Below are 15,327 nucleotides of genomic sequence, written 5' to 3' on the forward strand. Positions count from 1 at the left end.
GCGATTGCGTCCACGTCAGCGATCGTCTGCCGCTATCCGGTACGCACGTGGGGACAACATGACGGCACCGCTGAACCCGGCCACCGGCACCGGCCAGCGCATCGTCGATGCGTTGCTCATCCGCATCGAGGCCGGCGAATGGGATGCCGATCAGCGCCTGCCGGTGGAGCGCGAACTGGCCGAACTGTTCGGCTGCACCCGCATCACGCTGCGCGAGGCGTTGCAGCAGTTGGAGGCCGACGGGCGGATCTATCGCGAGAACCGTCGCGGCTGGTTCGTCAGCGCCGCGCGCGTGCAGCATGACCCGACCAGCATTGCCGGCTTCATGCAGTACGTGGCTGCGCAAGGTCGCCAACCCCGTACCGAACTGCTGGCCGCACAACGGCAGCCGGCCGGGACCGAGCTGGCGCGCTGGCTGGAGTTGCGTGATGCCGACGAGGAGGTGTTCGTGCTGCAACGGCGGCGCTGGATCGACCGCCGCGCAGTGCTGCTGGAAACCAACGTGCTGCGCGCATCGTGGGTGCCGACGCTGCTCGAACACGACCTGGCCGGCTCGCTGAGCGCGGTGTTGACCCAGCTCGGCCTGCGCCAGGCGCGCAGCCGGCTGACGATGTATCCATCGAGCCTGGACGCCGAACAGGCCGTATTGCTGCAATCGACCGCCGGCACGGCGTGTTTCCGCCTGCAGCGCGTCAGCTATGCCGCCGACGGCCAGGCCGTGGAGTTCGACGTCGAATCCTGGCGCCACGATGCGCTGGCAGTGACGGTGGACGTGCAGGCGCCGGAAGCCTCGTCGTAGGAGCGGCTTCAGCCGCGATGGGGTTTTCCCAGTAACGCCACATCGCGGCTGAAGCCGCTCCTACGAGGATATGTGCAGCCTCAGCCGAACAGCGACTGCTGTGGAGCCGCCGGTGGTTGCACGTCCAACAACCGCTGCAGGCGCTCGCGTTCCCCGCGCAGCGGATCGCTCATCAGGAAACCCGCCAGCCGCGCATGCCACGCCGGCCAGCGTGTAGCCAATGCATCCATGTCGCCATCGAACGGCGCGCCTTCACGCAGACGTGCGACGAAGGCGGTCTCGCACAGCACGTTGCGCCAGCCCAGTCCGGACATGCGCAGGCTCAGGTCGATCAACGCGGCATACCACGAGCCATAGCTGCTCGCATCCAGGCCGCCGGCCTTGCGCCGTGCATGACCGCGCAGCGCGACTGCATGGCAGACGGCGGCGGGCAATTCGGCATGCAGCGGCGGCATCTGCGCGCAGGCATGCGCCAACCGCTGCGGATCGTCCGGCAGCGGGTTGATCTCGCCCAGCCGCGGCCAGGCGACGGCTTCGCCGGCATTGCTCCAGGGCACCGCGCTGGCGATCGCGGCATCGCGTGCCAGGCATTGCGTCAGTTGCTCCAGCCAGCCCGGCAACGGCAACGCGTCGGCGGCCAGCACGACCACGTCGGCATCGCCGCAGGCGCGCAGCATCTCGTCCAGATGCGCCACCTCGCCGATCAGGCGCGGCCGCCGCGTGTAGTCGGCCTGCAGGCGGGTGCGCGCCAGCCAGTTCTCCACCACCACCTGCCCGCGCGGGCCGGCCTGCGCATCGTCGGCCAGCCACACCCGCGTGCCCGCCGGCGTGTTTCGTTCCAGCGCGCCCAGGCAAGCATCCAGCGCGGCATCGTCGACACCGACCGGCAGCAGCACCACGGGCAGCGCATGGCTCATCGCGGCTTCGGCGGCGACAGTGGCTCCATTGCCTTGAACTTGCTTCCGTATTCGTCGGTGAGGTCGCGCGCTTCCTGCGGATTGCGCACGATCGTCGGCGTCAGCAGCACGATGACTTCGTTGCGGGTCTTGCTCTGGGTCTTCTGGCCGAACAGCGCGCCCACTACCGGCAACTTGCTGAGGAGCGGAACGCCGGCGCTGCCCCCCGTCGTGCTGTCGTCGATCAGGCCGGCCAGCATGATGGTGTCGCCACTGCGCACTGCGGCCTCGGTCTTGACGCGCCGGGTATTGATGTCCACGTTGCACGCCGAAGCATTGACCACGGTCGTCCCGGAGGTACATGCAGCAGGGCGCGTGCCCGGGGTACTGACCTCCTGCACGATGTCCAGGAACACCATGCCGTCCTTGGTCACGCGCGGTCGCACCTTCAGGATCACGCCGGTATCGATGTATTGCGCGGTGGTGTAGCTGGTGTCGCCGCCCACCAGGCTGCTGACCGAGGTCGAGTTGATCGCGATGCGCGAGCCGACGTTGAGCGTGGCCTCGGCGTTGTTGCGCACGAACACCGAGGGCGTCTGCAACAGGCGTACGTTGGTGACCGAATCCAGCGCACTGATGACCGCCGCCGCATTCTTGCCCAGGAAGGTCCAGCCCACGCCGGTCGATCCGACCTTGCCGGCGATGGTGCCCCAGATATTGCGACCGGCGGCACTTGCCAGTCCGGCGCCAACGCCGATCCCGGTGCCATTGGTCGCGGCGTCGTCACTGCTGGCCGAAGCGTTGACCGAATTCTCGAAGAACCAGTTGACGCCATACGACAACTCGCCCTTGAGGTTGACCTCGGCCACCTGCGCCTCGATGTGCACCTGCATCGGCATCACGTCGAGCTTCTCGATCACCTCTCGGATCGACTTCCACGCCTGCGGTGTGGCGCGCACCAACAATGCGTTGGTCTCTTCCACCGCTGCCACGCCGACCGTATCGCCCTTGATCTGCAGGGTCACCGCGCCGTTGCCCTGGGTGCGGTTCGACAGCTGCAACGAGCCACTGCCGAGGCCACCACTGCTGGAAGAGGACGAGGAAGACTGGCTGTCACCGCCGATGCTGCCGCCGGTCACGCCACTGTTGCTGCCCAGGCCGCCATCGCGATCGCCGCCGCTGGAAAGCGTATTCGACGTCGCCCCCGGTGCCAGCGAAGCCGAGCTGTCGCCGCGCCCGCTGCTGCTTCCGGAGCTGAACACCTCGGAGAGGCGATCGGCCAGTTCCTTGGCCTTGATGTACTTCAGCTCGTAGGAGAACAACCGTTCGCCGCCACCGGCACTGTCAATCCGATCCAGCCAATCCTGGATCTGCTCCAGGTAGCGCGCCTGCGGGGTGATCACCAGCACCGCATTGGCGTTCTCCAGCGGCATGAAGCGGAACATGCCGGCGCTGGGCGTCTTGCTGCTCTCGCCGAATACCTTTTCCAGGTCGTTCGCCACCTGCGAGGCCTTGCCGGACTGCAGCGGGAACACGCCCACCGACATGCCCGACAGCCAGTCCACGTCGAAGATCTCGACGGTACGCAGGTAGTTCTCCAGTTCGGCGCGGGTACCGCCGAGGGTGATGACGTTGCGGGCGCCGTCGATGCCGACGATGGCGTTCGGGCGGGCATACGGTTCCAGCACCTTCTTCATTTCGCTGGCGGAAATGAACTTCAACGGCACCACCCGCACCTCGAAACCGCGCGCGGCGCTGACCGGCGCGGTACTCGGCGCGACCGTGCCTGCCAGGGCCTGATCGGCCGGCACGATGTTGTAGCGGCCACCGCTGTAGACCATGCGGGCGTTGTTCCAGCCCAGCACCATCTCCAGCAGGTTCAGCGCCTGCGCCGGCGAGACCGGTTTGGGTGTGGCCAGCGTCACCGTGCCCTGCACGCCCGGCGCGATCACGTAGTTCTGCCCGAGCATGTCGCCGAGGATGGCCTTGACCACCGCCTGCAGCGATTCGCCTTCGAAGTTGAAGGTGGCGCTGCCGCTGCCGGCGCTGCCCAGCGAGGGGGCGGCCGACGCCGCCGCGCTCTGGTTGATGACGTTGCCGCTGCCGCGCCGGATCACCGGTTGCGGGCCGGTCTCCTGCGGTGTTTCGGCCGTTTCCAGCGGCGAGGTCTGCGCGCCGGCCACGCCGGTCGCGCTATCGCTGCGCACCGGGCGGCGCACATCGGGCGCGGGCAGGCTGGCGCAGCTGGCGAGCAGGCCGACCAGCAGCGGAACGATCAGCAGGGGGGATGGGACGAGGCGTGGCGTCATGCGTTCTCTCTACGGTTACTGGCCGGTTGCGGCGCCGGTCTGCTGGCGTTCGCGCAACTGGCGGCGACGGGCTTCGATGCGGTCGCGGATCGCCTGCAGCTGCGCGTCGGAAGGCGCAGGCGGAGTCGCGGTGCCCGATTCGGGTTGAGGAGCGGTGCCAGGCTGGGACATCGGCGGCGGGGACGTTCCCGCGGCCGGTGCCGCCGCAACTACCGTGGCAGGCGCAGGGGGAGCATTGCCGGCGGCAACAGGCACGGCCGGCGCGGGCGTGGCGCTGCCCGGATGTCCGCCCTGACCGTTGAACACCTGCAGTTCCAGCGTGCGAGTACCGCCGGGGCCTTCGACGGTGGCCGCGCGCGGTGCCAGTTCGAGCAGCCGCCAGCCACTCACCGCCTCGCCCTGCAGGCGCAGGCGCAGCGACTGGCCCTGTTCGGTGGTCAGCGTCGCCATCCGCAGTTGCGGGGTGATCAGCACGCCGGTCAGGCGCAGGCTGGTGTTGGCGGCAGCTTCGCCGTTGCCACCGGTCAGATAGAACGGATGCGGCTGGCGATCCTGTGAGAACACCGGGCGCGCGCCGATCTCCGCATAGCGGTCGGCCGAACCCAAGCGCTCGCCGGCAGCAGCGGGCAGTGCCGGCAAGGCTGGCGGCGCCAATGCCTCATCCGGCAGCAACGCCACCCGCCGTCCGAGGCCGGCGAACGCCAGTACGCACGCCAGCAGGGCCCAACCGGCAAACGTGATCAGCAACCAGGTACGCAGGCCGATGGTTTCAATGCGCATCGCCACCCCCCGGTGATGGTGGTGGCGGTGGTGGCCCCGCCACGGCGGAGGGACGCAGATAGCCGGCCAGCTCGAATGCCACGTCCAGCCCGTTGCCGCTTTCGTTCGGGGAGAGCTGGTAACGCTGCGCCATCACGTTGAGGTTGTCGATGAACAGCCGCGGCGTGCCGCGTTCCAGCGCGTACAGCACCGCCGACAGCTCCGGCGTGCCGCAGCGCAGGCGCACCTGTACCGCGACGCGGGTGAAGCGTCCCTTGGCATCGGCCGGCAGCGGCGAGCGATTGCTGATCGCGCAGCTGCGATTGCCGGGGCTGGCCTCGGCAACGGCATGTTCCAGCCGCTGCACCAACGCGGCCGAAGCCAGCTCGGCCGAGCCTTCGCTCATGAAACCCGGACGCGCTTGCAGCAGCTCGCGCGCCTGGCGCAGGCGTTGCGTCACCTGCGGTGCCTGCGCGATCTGCGCGCGCACGCGCAGGTCACGCTCGCGCAGCCCCTGCAGGTCGCCTTCCATCGCCAGCATCGGCTGGGTGAACCAGGGGTGCACCAGCAGCAGGTAGGCCAGAGCCAATACCGCGAGCAGCAGGCCCAGCACCAACCAGCGGTCGCGATCAACGCGTGGCGCCATCGGCGGCCTCCTTGTCCTTGGCATCGTCACCGGCCAGCTCGGCGGTGATCGTGAAACGGTCAACGCCGCCGGTATCGCTCTGCAGCACACCGGTCAGCGACGGCGTATGCCACAGCGGCGAGCCTTCGAGCCGGCGCACCAGCGAGGAGGCCTCGTTGCTGAGCCCGATCAGCTGCAGCTGCCGGCCCTCCATCGAGAATTTTTCCAGATAGGTGCCCGCCGGCAGACGGCGGGTGAGTTCGTTCCAGACTTCGATCGCGGTCGGGCGGCGGGCGCGCTCGCGTTCGAAGAAGTTCGCGCCTTCGACCAGATCGGCCAGTTGCTGGCGTTCGTCGGCGACCACGCGCGCCTGCCCGGCCCGGCCCTGCACCTGCGCCTGCAACGCATCGACGGCGGCGCGGCGGTTGTCCAGCAGCAACCAGCCGGCGCACGCCACCAGCACCACGCCGGCCAGCACCAGCAGGCGATTCCAGCGGCTCATCGGATCGCGACGCACGCGCCGTTGCGCGGACGGCAGCAGGTTGAGGTGCATCGGACGGCCAGCGGCGTCGGCGACATCGATGCCGGCCAGGGTCGCGCGCCAGGCTTCGGGAATGCCGTGCTCGCCATCGAGCGCGCGACGCGGCGCGACCAGCAGTTCGGCCTCGATCAGCGCCTGATCGACCGGGCCGGAGGCACGCACGTCGAAATACACCTGATCGGCCGCGAACGGGGTCTGCCGGTCGATCTCGAAACGCGCCACATCACGCAACCGCACCGCCGCAGCCGCCGGCAGGCGCAGCCGACGCTGCAGCACCTGACCCGACGCCAGCAGCCAGTGGCGCGGCAAGGTATCCAGCGGCGCTTTCAACACCGCATCCAGTTCACCGGGCGGCAGCGGCCACGGCAATTCGGCGAAGGTTTCGATCACACCGCCGCGCTCGCGCGATACCCGCAGCGCGTCGCCCTGCGCGGACAACAGCAGGCGTGCCTGCTCCAACCCCAGCGGTTGCCGCCAGCGCGCCGGCACCCAGGCCAGCAGCGAACGCGTCCACCAACGTCGAAAACCGGCAGCACCGGGCCCGGCATGTCCGCCGATGCGTCCCAGACTGTCCCGCCATGCGCTCATTGCACTGCCGCTCCTTCTTCCCATCGCAACACGGTATAGGCCGCACCGGGCAGCGGCGAGGCACCGGTACGCACCACCGCACGCACGACCGCCTCGCGGCCCTCCCCCCAGTGTGCCCGGCTCTCAATACTATAGGTGCCGCTGCCTCCTGCGATGGCCGCCGGCGGTGCGCCGACGACAGGCAACTCGCGCTGGGCCAGCGTCGCAGCGGCATCCAGGCCCATCGCGGTCAGCACCGGCGCCGGTGCGAAGTGCGGATCCGGCTGCGAGCGGGCGCTGAACAAGGTCACGTTCGGCAGCAGCCGGTGATACAGCTCGGGCGGCATGCCGAGTATCAGCCGCAGTTCGCCCAGGCTCTCGAACGGGGCGTCCTTGGCGCCGTACGGCAACCCGGCCGCGGCATAGTCACCATCTTCGGCACCGCCGCCCGCCTGGGTCAGGTTGTCGACATCGCGCCAATCGATGATCGCCCCGGCAAGCCGCTGGTCCTGCCCGGCCTCGGCGCCGAGCGCGCGCAACAGCGCCGCCAGCAGGGTCGGATCGGCGACGTTGATATCGACCTTGCCGGCCTCGTCGACGATGCGTATGTCCACCTGCGCGCCATCCCACGACCAGCGGTAGCGGCGACCGTCGGGCTGCCAGCGCGTGGCCGGATCGTTCGACTGCACGCGCGACAACCCATATTCGAGCCCGGCGCGCGCCACTTCCTGCGCCTGCCCGGAGCCACGCAGCACGCTGGCCTGCATCGCCTCCACCCGTGCGGTCAGCGCAAACGCACCGACCATCGCCGACAGCAGCACGATCAGCCACAGCACCAGCACCAGCGCGGCGCCGTGCATCGAACTGTGCGGGCGAAGCCGGGCCAGACGCTGCGAGCCGATCTGCGAGCGCGTGACAACGTCGAGCTGCTGGCCGGCGGTCACCGCGCGAAGATCATCGCTACAACGACCATGCAGGCCGCGATGGAATCGGCAACCGACGCTCATGGCCGCGCTCCCGCATTGCCCGCCTGCGGCAGTGCGACCAGCAATGGCGGCCACTTGCCGCGTGTGGAACGGATCTCGATGCGCACCAGCACCGGCAGGCGATCGTGCCATTCCCAGCGTTCCTGCCAGTCACCGAGCTTGCCGCTCTGCGGATCGATGCCGCGATAGCTGAAACGCACGTCTTCCAGCGCATCGGCCAGCATTTCCGGCGGCACCGGCGCCTCATCGACCACGTGCCCGGCCTGCACCATCGCCAGTCCCAACGTCAGCCGTTGCGCCGGTGCGGTGCCCTCCACCGTCAGCTCGTGCCGGTAGGGGCCACCGCGACCGAGGTAGTCCGGCACATCGGCGACGAAACGCATGCGCTGCGGCTCACCGACGAACAGCAGCACCTGACCGGTATCGGACGCGCGCTCCATCACCACCGGCAACGTGCTCGCCAATCGCTGGCGCAGGAAGCTCTCGACCGCGCGGATGCGCTCGCTCTGCCTCGCGATCTCTTCGCCGCGCTGGCTGACCGCACCGGCCGAGCGCAGCGTGACGAATGCCAATGCAAGACCGCCTGCCAGCAGTGCGGTGGCGAGCAGCACTTCGAGCAGGGTGAAGCCGGCGGACCGGGCGCCAGCGCAGCGCGGTATTCCTGACTCGTCATTCCCGCGAACGCGGGAAGTGGTTTTCAACAGTGCAACGCGCTGGTCATCCATGGACTTTGCAGGCAACGGCTCGACGTCCATGGATGCCCGCTTTCGCGGGAATGACGGATCGAAGTTTCTCGCGAAACCCCACACTGGCCAGCCAAATGCTTTCCATCTACGACGGAAGACAAGAACCAAGCGACCCGCAATGCCCATCACGGCGTCACCGCCGAAGCCAGACGCAACGTGCGCCAGCGCAGTTGCTGCGACGGCGTATCACCCCAGCGAATCTGCAGGTCCATCTGCAGCAGCGATGGAGCCGACGGCTGCAGCACTCCGTTGTTGCGCGCGCGCGGATCGGCATATGGCTGCACATCCAGCGTCCACTGGAACCTGCCGTCGTCGAACTGGCCACTCTGGCGACCGGGTTGCAGAGGCGCCTCCACGCCCTGCACCGCCAGCAGCGACTGCGCATACAGTGCGGCACGGCTGTAGGTCTCGCTGTCGCGCACCTGCTTCGCCGCGCCGGACAGCGTGCCTAGCAGCAACGTCAACGCCGCCGCCAGCAGCGCGAATGCCACGATCACCTCGATCAGCGAGTAGCCCTGCTGGCGCTTCATTCGGTGGTACCCCGCAACGGCCCTGCAGTGACCTCGCCGGTGACCCACGACACATCGATGCGCCAAGTCGACTGCCGTGCCTGCAACTCGATGCGCCCGCCAGTGGCACCTCCCTCGGGGAAGAACACGATCGCCCCTTCCTGCTCGCGCCGTTGCACCTGGCGCGCGCCGGTGAAGCGGATGTCGAGTCCCGGCGGGATATCGCCCTGGTGACCGGACGGCGCCTGCCAGCGTCGCGCCACCGGATCAAGGGTGAAGCGTTGCGGTTGCCCGCTCGCCAGCGCCTGCGTCCGCGTGAAACGCAACTGCGCGGCGATCTGCTTGGCCGAAGAACGCAGGCGCATGCCGTCAAGGCCGCCGGTCAGCACGCCGGCAGCCAGCAGCCCGGTCACCGCGATCAACGCGATGACCAGCAGCATTTCCAGCAAGGTCACGCCACGAACGTGGCGCGAAGCGGGAGACAGGCGCATGACGGCAGCGAACGGCGTTCGGGCTTATTCGTTCTTGATGTCCGCGTCATAGCTGGTACCACCAGGCCGACCGTCCTTGCCGAGGCTCATCAGGTCGAACGCCTGGCCTTCACCCGGCACGCGGTACTCGATCGCGTGGCCCCACGGGTCGTTGAGTTCGGCCGGCTTGGCGTACGGGCCGAGCCAACCACTGCTGCCGGCCGGCTGGGTGACCAGATCGTCGAGCTTGCTCGGCAGCTTGCCGGTATCGAGCTGGTAGTTCTCGACCTTGCCGGCCAGCGTCTGGATCTGCGACTTGGCGAGGTTGGCCTTGCCGCGATCGGCGCCACCAAGCACGCGGCTGCCCACCAGCGTGAGCACCGCGCCGATCAGCACGATCACGATGATGATTTCCAGCAGGCTCATGCCGGCCTGGCGCGCGGCGGAAGGCGAGGAAGTCAGGGAACGTCGGTTTGCCATTACGGGATTCCTGTTGCGGTTACGGAGTTGCGGAACACTGTAGGAGCGGCTTCAGCCGCGATGGGGCTTTCCCCTTTTTGCAGAGGGATCTGCATGAAAGCCTCATCGCGGCTAAAGCCGCTCCTACGGGATAGAGATCTGGGCACTGTCTTCTCACCCGATCGCATTGGTCAGGTCATACAGCGGCACCAGCACCGAGACGATCACCACGCCGACCACCGAAGCCAGCACCAGCGTCAGCGCCGGCACCAGCGCCGACAGCAAGCGGTCGATCGCCTGCGCGGTTTCCAGCTCGAAGGTATCGGCGGTCTTCAACAACATGCCGTCGAGTGCGCCGGATTCCTCGCCGACCTGGATCATCTGCAGCGCCAGCCGCGGAAACCGACCGCCACGTGCGAGCGCGCCCGACAGTCCACGGCCGTTCTTGACCTCTTCGGCCGCCGCACCGACGTCCTGCACCAGCGCGGTGTTGGATAGCACGTTGCGCGCGATGCCCAACCCGGCCAGCAACGGCACGCCGTTGCGCAGCAGCGTGCCGAGCGTGCGCGCCAGCCGCGCGGTTTCCAGCTTGGCCAGCAGCGAGCCGACCAGCTTGCGTTGCAGCAGCCAGCCATCGAGCGCAAGCCGGAACTGCGGATCGCGACGGCGGCGCTCCAGCCAGATCACCGCCAGTCCCGGCACGCCGATCAGCACGAACCACCAGTCGCGCACCAGCAGGCCCACCGACAGCACCGCCTGGGTGAACCACGGCAGCGCCACGTCCAGGCTCTCGTACATCTGTGCGAACTGCGGCACCACGTAGCCGAGCAGGAACAGCAGCGCGCAGCCGACCACCGCGATCAGGATCGCCGGGTAGATCAGCGCATTGATCACGCGGCCTTTCAGCTCACGGCTGCGTTCGAGGTAATCGGCCAGGCGCTGCAATGTGTCCTGCATGCTGCCGCCGGCCTCACCGGCGCGCACCATGTTCACGTACAACCGCGAGAACACGCCGTGCTGGCGCTCCAATGCCGCCGACAACGGCGCGCCGCCACGCACGGTGTCGCGGATCGCGACGATGATGCGCTTGCTGCGATCGTCCTCGGGCAGGTCCATCAGGATCGACAGCGCCCGATCCAGCGGCTGGCCGGCGCCGAGCAGCGTCGCCAGCTGCTGGGTGAACTGCACCAGCGCCTGCCCATCGAAGCCCTTGCGCCGGAACAGCGTCGACCACGAAGTACCCGATGCACCATCGGCCAGCCGCGCTTCCACCGGCAGGTGACCCTGCTCCTGCAGACGCGCGGCGACCTCGGCATCGGTCGCCGCCTCCATCTGGCCTTCCAGCATTTCGCCCTGCGCGTCGAGGGCTTTGTAGCGGTACAGGGGCATCGGGGAAATCTTCGGAGTAATTTTTTCGTCATTCCCGCGAAAGCGGGAAGCGGTTTTCGACAGCGCAAGTCGCTGGCCATCCATGGACGTCAGCGCTTGGAACCTGACCGATGATGTCAGGCCACAAATCCCTCCAAGACGGATTGCTTGCGTCGATCAGCTCCAACTTCCAAGCACGTATCCATTTCTTGATCTGCTTTTCGCGCAAGATCGCAGACTCCATCGTGTCGTGCAGCTCATACCACATCAGCCGTGCGACGCCATAGCGCTTGGTGAATCCGTCCGCTACATGTTCTATGTGCTGCCAGACTCTGCCAATCAGATCGCTGGTCACGCCGACATAAAGCGTTCCATTGCGATTATTGGCCAGTAGATAGACACATGGCTGCTTGTTCATCGTTCCTCCTTGAACGTCCATGGATGACCAGCGCGTTGCGCTGTTGAAAACCACTTCCCGCTTTCGCGGGAATGACGGAAGTCGAGGGTACAGCGACCCTCTACTCATCCCTCCTCCGTAACCCGCAGCACTTCCTCGATCGTGGTCTCACCACGCAGCGCCTTGGACAGGCCGTCCTCGAACATCGTGCGCATGCCGGCGGTGCGTGCCAGTTGCTCGATCTCGCCCATGCCGGCGCGGCGCATCACCGCGCGGCGCAGTTCGTCGTTCATCACCAGGAATTCGACGATGGTGGTACGTCCCAGATAGCCGGTCGGTGCCAGTGACGACGGGCGCGGCCGGTACAGGAAGATCTCGCCCTCCGGCTGCAAGCGACGCAGACCGAACTTCTCGATCTCCTCCGGCGTGGCGGGATACTTCTCCGCATGCTGCGGCTCCAGCCGTCGCACCAGGCGCTGGGCGAGGATGCCGTTGACGGTGGAGGTCAGCAGGTAATCCTCCACGCCCATGTCGAGCAGGCGGGTGATGCCACCGGCGGCGTTGTTGGTGTGCAGCGTGGACAACACCAGGTGGCCGGTCAGCGCGGACTGGATCGCGATGCGCGCGGTCTCCAGGTCGCGCATTTCGCCGATCATGATGATGTCCGGATCCTGGCGCACGATCGAGCGCAGCGCGTTGGCGAAATCCAGCCCGATCTGCGGCTTGGCCTGGATCTGGTTGATGCCCTCGATCTGGTACTCGATCGGATCCTCGACGGTGATGATCTTGACGTCGGCGGTGTTGAGCTGGCTCAGCGCGGTGTACAGCGTGGTGGTCTTGCCCGAGCCGGTCGGGCCGGTCACCAGCAGGATGCCGTGCGGCAGCTCCAGCACCTTGCGGAACTGCGGCAGGAATTCTTCGGTGAACCCGAGCCGGTGATAGTCGAACACCACCGTCTCGCGATCGAGCAGACGCATCACCACGCTCTCGCCGTGCGCGGTCGGCACGGTGCTCACGCGCAGATCCAGTTCCTTGCCCTGCACGCGCAGCTGGATGCGGCCGTCCTGCGGCAGGCGGCGCTCGGCGATGTTGAGCCGGGCCATGATCTTGATGCGGCTGATCACCGCGGCGGTCAGCTTGGCCGGCGGGCTCTCGCCCTCGACCAGCACGCCATCGACGCGGTAACGCACCTTCAAGCGGTTTTCGAACGGCTCGACATGGATGTCCGAGGCGCGCAGCTCGACCGCGTGCTGGATCACCAGGTTGACCAGCCGGATCACCGGCGCCTCGGAGGCGAGGTCGCGCAGGGTTTCGATGTCGTCGGCCGCGCCGGTCTCGCTGTCGGCGGTCTCGACGATCGCGCCCATCGCGCTGCGGCCCTGGCCGAACCAGCGCTCGATCACATCGTCGATCTCCGAGCGCAGGCCGACGCGCAGGCGCACCTGGCAACCGGTCGCCAACCGCACCGCGTCGGTCGCGTAATCGTCGTAGGGATCGGCGCTCCACAGCTCGATGCTGCCGCCCTGCTCGCCCAGCGGGCAGACGTGGAACTGCTTCAGGAAGCGCGGCGACAGCGCCTGGATCTCGGGCAGTGCTTCCGGCGGGGTGTCCGGCAGTTGCCGGGCGTCCAGCAGCGGCAGTTCCAGCACCTCGGCGCATGCCTCGGCGTGGTCGCGCTCGGACACCAGACCCAGCCGCCCGAGCAACGCGAGCAGGCCCAGGTCGGACTCGGCCTGCAGCTGACGTGCACGCGCCAGGTCGCCATCCTTGAGCTTGCGCCGTTCCAGCAGTCGCTCGACCACGCGCGACTCAGCACCACCCTCCTCGTTCCATCCAGCCACAAGCGCGTTCACGCATCTCTCCCATGGTGAAGCGCGGACTTTAGCAGTTCGACGCGACCGCTCGCTCATTCCAGGCGGTGAGCCACGTCAAGAAACGGAAAACCCCGGCGTTGGCCGGGGTTTTCCTCATCCATCAAGATGAATGCGTTACTGGCGCGCGACCAGGCTCACTCCCGAGTAGGCCGCTTCGCCCACCACCTTGACGTAGTAGGTGCCCGCCTGCGGCGAGGTGAAGCGCACGGTCTCGCTGTTGCCGGAGCGGGTCGACTTGCTGTCGTAGCTGCTGGCGCTGGGTTCGGCCTCGAACTTCACGTACAGCGAGACATCACCGGTGCCGCCGTAGCTCAGGAAGCTCAGCACCGCGCCGGCATCGGCCTTGAAGCTGTACAGCGCTTCGCTGCCGGCGGCGCCGGCCAGCCCGCCCACTGCCACCTTGTTGGTCAACGGCGTGGCTTCGGGACCGCAGGTTTCCGTGGCCGGATTGCACGGGGGTTCCAGGGCCTTGTCCAGTGCGCCCTTGGCATCGACGATGCCGGTGCCGATCGGGGTGGCGGCCGGGATCGTCACCGGGAACGGCCGTGCGGTCTCCTTCAACAGGGTCTCGACGGCGGCCGGGGTCAGCGGGGTACCGCCAGCGGCAACGACCGCGCTTTGCACCAGCGCCACCGTCGCCGCCACGTGCGGCGAGGCCATCGAGGTACCGCCCTTGCCCGAGTAGGTGTAGGCACCGGAAGTCGGCGTGGTCAGGCCGGTGTAGCCGGCCTGCCAGACGTAGCCGCCCGGGTTGCCGTCGACGCTGCCACCGCCGCCGGGTGCGGACAGATCGACCTTGGCACCGTAGTTGGAGTAGTAGGCGATACCGCCAGTGATGCGGGTGGCACCGACCGCGATCACGTTGTCGCAGCTGGCCGGGCGGAAGTTGGCGACGTCGCCGGCGCTGTTGCCGGCCGCCACCACCACGGTGGTGCCGCGCGACACCGCACCATTGATCGCCGACTGGTACAGCGCATCGCACGCGCTGCTGCCGCCGAGGCTCATGTTGATGACTTCAGCCGGGGTGGTGATGTCCGGGATGCCATCGACGTGACCGCCCGAGGCCCAGGTGATCGCGTCGGCGATGTCGGACAGGTAGCCGCCGCACTTGCCGAGCACGCGCACCGGCAGCACCGTGGCCTTGTAGGCGACGCCGGCCATACCGACGCTGTTGTCGGTGGTCTCGGCGATGGTGCCGGCCACATGGCTGCCATGCCAGGAGCTGTTCGACGCGGTCGAGCCGCTGTAGCACTCGTTGGCGGTCGCGACCCAGTCACCGTAGTCGAGCGCTCCGGGTACGCGTGCATCGGTCGCACGGCGCGAGGTTTCGGCGTCGGAGATGAAGTCGTAGCCCTCCAGGATCGTGGTGCCGGCGAAATCCGGATGGTCATACAGGATGCCGGTGTCGAGCACCGCCACCACCACGCCTTCACCTTGCGAAACGTCCCATGCCGCCGGTGCGTTGATGCCGCCGGTCGCGCTGTTGAAGTGCCACTGATAGGTAGCGTAGTAGGGATCGTTCGGCACCAGTTGCGGTGTCGTATCGGTGGCCGGCTGGATGTCGGCGTGCTGCAGCTTGGTATCGACCACGGCGTACTCGACCGCCGGATCAGCGGCCAGCTCGGCCAGCACCTTGTCCAGCTGGGCACGATCGAGCTTGCCCGACAGCTTGAGCAGGTCGGCGCCGACACCGAGCTTGCGCACGTAGGTGGCCTTGGGTGCGACCGCCGTCGCGCGGCCGCTCGCAGCGGCCGTCACACCAGCGCGGGTCACTGCCGACTGTGCGGCGGAAAGCTTGCTGGTCGCGCTGGCGGCGGCGGAACTGCCGTCGCGATAGCGGACCACGATGCGGCTGGCAACTTCCGCGTCGGCGGGCACCGCCTTGGCCGGCTCACTGACCAACAGCTTCGGTTCGGCGGCGTGTGCGCCGGAAGCTCCCATTGCCGCAATCAGTACGGCGTATGCAAGAGCGTTGAGACGGTGTTTCTGCTTGTCGATCACGTTGAAGTCCTCTTCGGTTTT

Annotated in this window: 15 protein-coding genes; 1 reads left to right on the forward strand and 14 read right to left on the reverse strand. The window is 67.7% G+C overall.

Annotated elements, in window-relative coordinates:
- The first annotated feature begins 58 nt into the window (after positions 1-58).
- Positions 59-799, forward strand: a complete 741-nt coding sequence (locus tag AC3WJE_RS02400; RefSeq protein WP_493729176.1) for a UTRA domain-containing protein — start codon at positions 59-61, stop codon at positions 797-799.
- 80 nt (positions 800-879) lie between these two features.
- Here AC3WJE_RS02400 and AC3WJE_RS02405 read toward each other — a convergent pair whose 3' ends face one another.
- The 14 genes from AC3WJE_RS02405 to AC3WJE_RS02470 all read right to left on the reverse strand — a co-directional run bounded on the left by AC3WJE_RS02405 (position 880) and on the right by AC3WJE_RS02470 (position 15,246).
- Positions 880-1,716: a glycosyltransferase family 2 protein gene (locus AC3WJE_RS02405; RefSeq protein WP_493729177.1), complete on the reverse strand. Its 837-nt coding sequence runs from the start codon at positions 1,714-1,716 to the stop codon at positions 880-882.
- Positions 1,713-4,004, reverse strand: a complete 2,292-nt coding sequence (gene gspD / locus AC3WJE_RS02410) for a type II secretion system secretin GspD (RefSeq protein ID WP_493729178.1) — start codon at positions 4,002-4,004, stop codon at positions 1,713-1,715. The genes AC3WJE_RS02405 and gspD overlap by 4 nt, the downstream gene beginning before the upstream one ends.
- Before the next feature lie 15 nt (positions 4,005-4,019).
- The gene (locus AC3WJE_RS02415; protein WP_493729179.1) at positions 4,020-4,784 is read right to left on the reverse strand and encodes a type II secretion system protein, XpsN-like; all 765 of its coding nucleotides are present in this window, start codon (positions 4,782-4,784) and stop codon (positions 4,020-4,022) included.
- Positions 4,774-5,409 carry a type II secretion system protein GspM gene (gene gspM, locus AC3WJE_RS02420; protein ID WP_493729180.1) on the reverse strand — a complete coding sequence of 212 codons (636 nt, stop codon included), beginning with the start codon at positions 5,407-5,409 and terminating at the stop codon, positions 4,774-4,776. Before gspM ends, AC3WJE_RS02415 begins: the two co-directional genes overlap by 11 nt.
- Positions 5,393-6,517, reverse strand: a complete 1,125-nt coding sequence (locus tag AC3WJE_RS02425) for a PilN domain-containing protein (RefSeq protein WP_493729181.1) — start codon at positions 6,515-6,517, stop codon at positions 5,393-5,395. The genes gspM and AC3WJE_RS02425 overlap by 17 nt, the downstream gene beginning before the upstream one ends.
- Positions 6,514-7,503, reverse strand: coding sequence for a type II secretion system minor pseudopilin (locus tag AC3WJE_RS02430; protein ID WP_493729182.1), 990 nt, complete (start codon positions 7,501-7,503; stop codon positions 6,514-6,516). The genes AC3WJE_RS02425 and AC3WJE_RS02430 overlap by 4 nt, the downstream gene beginning before the upstream one ends.
- Complete coding sequence (locus tag AC3WJE_RS02435) at positions 7,500-8,183, reverse strand: type II secretion system protein J (protein WP_493729183.1); 684 nt, start codon at positions 8,181-8,183, stop codon at positions 7,500-7,502. The genes AC3WJE_RS02430 and AC3WJE_RS02435 overlap by 4 nt, the downstream gene beginning before the upstream one ends.
- Before the next feature lie 170 nt (positions 8,184-8,353).
- A complete protein-coding gene (gene xpsI, locus AC3WJE_RS02440) occupies positions 8,354-8,758 on the reverse strand; it encodes a type II secretion system protein XpsI (RefSeq protein WP_493729184.1) in 405 nt (134 codons plus the stop codon).
- Positions 8,755-9,228 carry a type II secretion system protein XpsH gene (gene xpsH / locus AC3WJE_RS02445; protein ID WP_493729185.1) on the reverse strand — a complete coding sequence of 158 codons (474 nt, stop codon included), beginning with the start codon at positions 9,226-9,228 and terminating at the stop codon, positions 8,755-8,757. Before xpsH ends, xpsI begins: the two co-directional genes overlap by 4 nt.
- A 24-nt stretch (positions 9,229-9,252) precedes the next feature.
- Complete coding sequence (gene gspG, locus AC3WJE_RS02450) at positions 9,253-9,687, reverse strand: type II secretion system major pseudopilin GspG (RefSeq protein WP_493729186.1); 435 nt, start codon at positions 9,685-9,687, stop codon at positions 9,253-9,255.
- 153 nt (positions 9,688-9,840) lie between these two features.
- Positions 9,841-11,055: a type II secretion system protein XpsF gene (gene xpsF / locus AC3WJE_RS02455; RefSeq protein WP_493729187.1), complete on the reverse strand. Its 1,215-nt coding sequence runs from the start codon at positions 11,053-11,055 to the stop codon at positions 9,841-9,843.
- A 28-nt stretch (positions 11,056-11,083) separates the two neighbouring features.
- On the reverse strand, positions 11,084-11,452 hold the full coding sequence (locus AC3WJE_RS02460; protein ID WP_493729188.1) for a GIY-YIG nuclease family protein: 369 nt from the start codon (positions 11,450-11,452) through the stop codon (positions 11,084-11,086).
- A gap of 104 nt (positions 11,453-11,556) precedes the next feature.
- A complete protein-coding gene (gene gspE / locus AC3WJE_RS02465) occupies positions 11,557-13,272 on the reverse strand; it encodes a type II secretion system ATPase GspE (protein WP_493729261.1) in 1,716 nt (571 codons plus the stop codon).
- A 147-nt stretch (positions 13,273-13,419) separates the two neighbouring features.
- A complete protein-coding gene (locus AC3WJE_RS02470; RefSeq protein ID WP_493729189.1) occupies positions 13,420-15,246 on the reverse strand; it encodes a S8 family peptidase in 1,827 nt (608 codons plus the stop codon).
- Positions 15,247-15,327 lie beyond the last annotated feature (81 nt).

The sequence above is a fragment of the Pseudomonas sp. GW821-FHT07E12 genome, from assembly GCF_058986605.1.